The sequence below is a fragment of the Streptomyces sp. NPDC058955 genome (genome assembly GCF_042741435.1).
Classification (GTDB): Bacteria; Actinomycetota; Actinomycetes; order Streptomycetales; family Streptomycetaceae; genus Streptomyces.
In genome coordinates this window covers 1-2,772 of record NZ_JBHYKM010000014.1, presented here as the reverse complement: position 1 = coordinate 2,772, position 2,772 = coordinate 1, and the positions used below count along the sequence as shown (strand labels likewise).

At 74.2% G+C, this 2,772-nt stretch carries 3 protein-coding genes; all 3 read right to left on the bottom strand.

Translation table 11 applies throughout. The annotated features are described in order from the left end of the window. Positions 1 to 121: 121 nt before the first annotated feature. Positions 122 to 1,006, bottom strand: coding sequence for a prohibitin family protein (locus ACFW1I_RS08630; protein ID WP_384667554.1), 885 nt, complete (start codon positions 1,004 to 1,006; stop codon positions 122 to 124). 79 nt (positions 1,007 to 1,085) lie between these two features. Next, positions 1,086 to 1,916 carry an MBL fold metallo-hydrolase gene (locus tag ACFW1I_RS08625; protein WP_384667550.1) on the bottom strand — a complete coding sequence of 277 codons (831 nt, stop codon included), beginning with the start codon at positions 1,914 to 1,916 and terminating at the stop codon, positions 1,086 to 1,088. After that, positions 1,913 to 2,758: an NUDIX hydrolase gene (locus ACFW1I_RS08620; protein WP_384667746.1), complete on the bottom strand. Its 846-nt coding sequence runs from the start codon at positions 2,756 to 2,758 to the stop codon at positions 1,913 to 1,915. Before ACFW1I_RS08620 ends, ACFW1I_RS08625 begins: the two co-directional genes overlap by 4 nt. Positions 2,759 to 2,772: the final 14 nt, after the last annotated feature.

The window sequence follows — 2,772 nt, the reverse complement described above, 5'->3', positions numbered from 1 at the left end:
GCGGCCCGGCGCGTTCTGCTGTGGGCCGGTGCCCCCCCCGGCGAGGCGGGCGGGTGGGCGTCCCCCCGCCCGGGGGGGGGCCCCCCGGGCGCCCCCGCCCCCCCCCCTCTTCGCGTTCCCGTCAGCGCTTGCTGCCGTCCACGATCACCGGGGCGGAGCCGCCGGTGCCGCAGGGCACCGCGTAGACCGGGTTCTTCGCCGCCGCCTCCTTGAAGGCGTCGATGCACTGGTTCGCCAGGACCTTGTCGGTCAGCGAGTCGTTGAGGATCTTGTTGGCGCGGGCGATGCCCTCGGCCTCGATCCGGCGCCGGTCCGACTCGGCCTTGGCGGTGCGGGCCGCCTCCAGGGCGCGCTCGGTGGCCTGCTGCTGCTGGATCTTGCGGTCGATCTGGCCCTGGAGGGCGTCCGAGGGCCGCACGTTGCGCAGGTTGACGGTGGTGACGACGATGCCGCGCGGCTCCAGGCGCTCGGTGATGAGCTTCGCGATCTCGGCGTTGATCTTCTCGCGGTCGGAGGCGTACCCCTGCTCGCTGGTGTAGCGGGCGAAGACGTTCCGGACGATCTCACGGCTGTCCGGGTAGACCAGCCGCTGCTGGATGGCGTCCTCGCTGCCCGCGAGCTTGTAGAGCTCGACGGCCTTCGCCGGGACGACGGCCCACTTCACCGTGACCTCGGCGTACATGACGCCGCCCTGCGAGGAGCGGACCTCGACCACGTCCTTGTCGGAGAGGTTGAGGTCGACCGGGCGGGTGGAGAAGGTGGTGACGTCGGTGAACGGCGACTTCACGTGCATGCCGGAGGTCATCGGCGTCCCGACCTTGCCGAAGGCGACCGGCACGCCGACCTCGTACGCGCTGATCACGTACGTCATGCTCACGATCAGCGAGAAGACGCCGGCGACCAGCGCGCCGCCGGCGCCCAGCTTCCAGCCGGTCGAGTCCTGCGACCGGCCGACGAACCAGAGCACCACCGCGGCGATCACCAGCAGGATGGCTATGACGAACATGGGCATTCCCCCGAGAGCTACGGCCTGATGTAAGCGGAGCGTAAGACACTCCAGGAGGCCGTCGGGTTCCCGGGGGGGGTCAGATCAGGCCGCGCTCCCGGAGATACTCCAGCTGCGCCCGTACGGAGAGCTCCGCCGCCGGCCACAGCGAGCGGTGCACGTCCGCGTAGACGTGCGCCACGACCTCCGGCGCCGTCCGGTGGCCCGCCTCGACCGCCGACTCCACCTGCGCGAGCCGGGCCGCCCGGTGGGCCAGGTAATGATCCACGGCCCCCTGGGCGTCCTCCAGGACCGGCCCGTGGCCCGGCAGGACGGTGTGCACGCCGTCGTCGACGGTCAGCGAACGCAGCCGCCGCAGCGAGTCCAGGTAGTCGCCCAGCCGGCCGTCCGGGTGCGCGACCATCGTCGTGCCCCGGCCCAGGATCGTGTCGCCGGTGAGCACCGCGCGGTCGGCCGGGAGGTGGAAGGAGAGCGAGTCGGAGGTGTGGCCGGGCGTCGGCACCACCCGCAGCTCCAGGCCGCCGACCGTGACCACGTCGCCCTCGCCCAGGCCCTCGTCGCCGAGGCGGAGCGCCGGGTCGAGCGCGCGGACGGCCGTGCCGGTCAGCTCGGCGAAGCGGCCCGCGCCCTCGGCGTGGTCCGGGTGACCGTGCGTCAGCAGGGTCAGCGCGATCCGCTTGCCCAGCTTCTCGGCGGTGTCGATCACGTGCCGGAGGTGGCCCTCGTCGAGCGGGCCCGGGTCGACGGCGACGGCCAGGTCGGAGCCGGGCTCGGAGAGCAGCCAGGTGTTGGTGCCGTCCAGGGTCATAGCGGACGCGTTGGGCGCGAGCACGTTCACGGCCCGCTCGGTCGCCGGACCGGAGGTGACGAGTCCGCGCGGCTGGCCCGGCAGGGCGGCGGCGTCGGTCACGGGGTGCCTCCCCCGACCCGCTTGGTGAACTCGTCGTGGCCGGGCCAGGTCAGCACCACCTGGTCGCCCTCCACGCGCGCGTGCGCCAGCACCGGCGTCATGGACTGCTTCCCGGCCGCCGCCAGCGCCTCCGCGGCCGTGGAGCACGGCTGGAGGGACCGCAGGGTCGCGATCGTCGGCGGCATCATCGTCAGCTCGCCCCGGTCGTAGCCGGCCGCGGCGTCGGCCGGACGGATCCAGACCGTGCGGTCGGCCTCCCCGGAGACGTCCCGGGTCCGCTGCCCCTCCGGGAGCGCGGCCACGAAGAACCAGGTGTCGTACCGGCGCTGCTCGAACTCGGGGGTGATCCAGCGCGCCCACGCGCCGAGCAGGTCGGAGCGGAGCGCGAGCCCGCGCCGGTCGAGGAAGTCCGCGAAGGACAGCTCGCGGGCGACCAGCGCCGCCCGGTCGCGCTCCCAGCCCTCACCGGTGGTGTCGCCGACGACGGTGTCCGGGGTCTCGCCGGCGAGCAGCACGCCCGCCTCCTCGAAGGTCTCCCGGACCGCGGCGCACACCACGGCCTGGGCCTGTGCGGGGTCGTCGAGCCCCAGCCGGTCCGCCCACTCCTCCAGGGCAGGTCCGGCCCAGCGCACCGGCTGCTCGTCCCGCGGGTCGACACCGCCGCCGGGGTAGGCGTACGCGCCGCCGGCGAAGGCCATGGAGGCGCGGCGGCGCAGCATGTGGACCTCGGGACCGGCGGCCGCGTCGCGCAGCAGGAGCACGGTGGCGGCGAGCGCCTTGGCCTCCTCGGCGGTCACCTCGGCGCCGACCTTGCCGGTCACCGGAAGCTTGCCCTCCACCATCGGGAGCTGGCCCG

Excerpts from the sequence above, each read along its gene's own strand:
- ACFW1I_RS08630 (WP_384667554.1), bottom strand. The coding sequence starts at position 1,006 with ATGTTCGTCATAGCCATCCTGCTGGTGATCGCCGCGGTGGTGCTCTGG.
- ACFW1I_RS08620 (WP_384667746.1), bottom strand. The coding sequence starts at position 2,758 with ATGGTGGAGGGCAAGCTTCCGGTGACCGGCAAGGTCGGCGCCGAGGTG.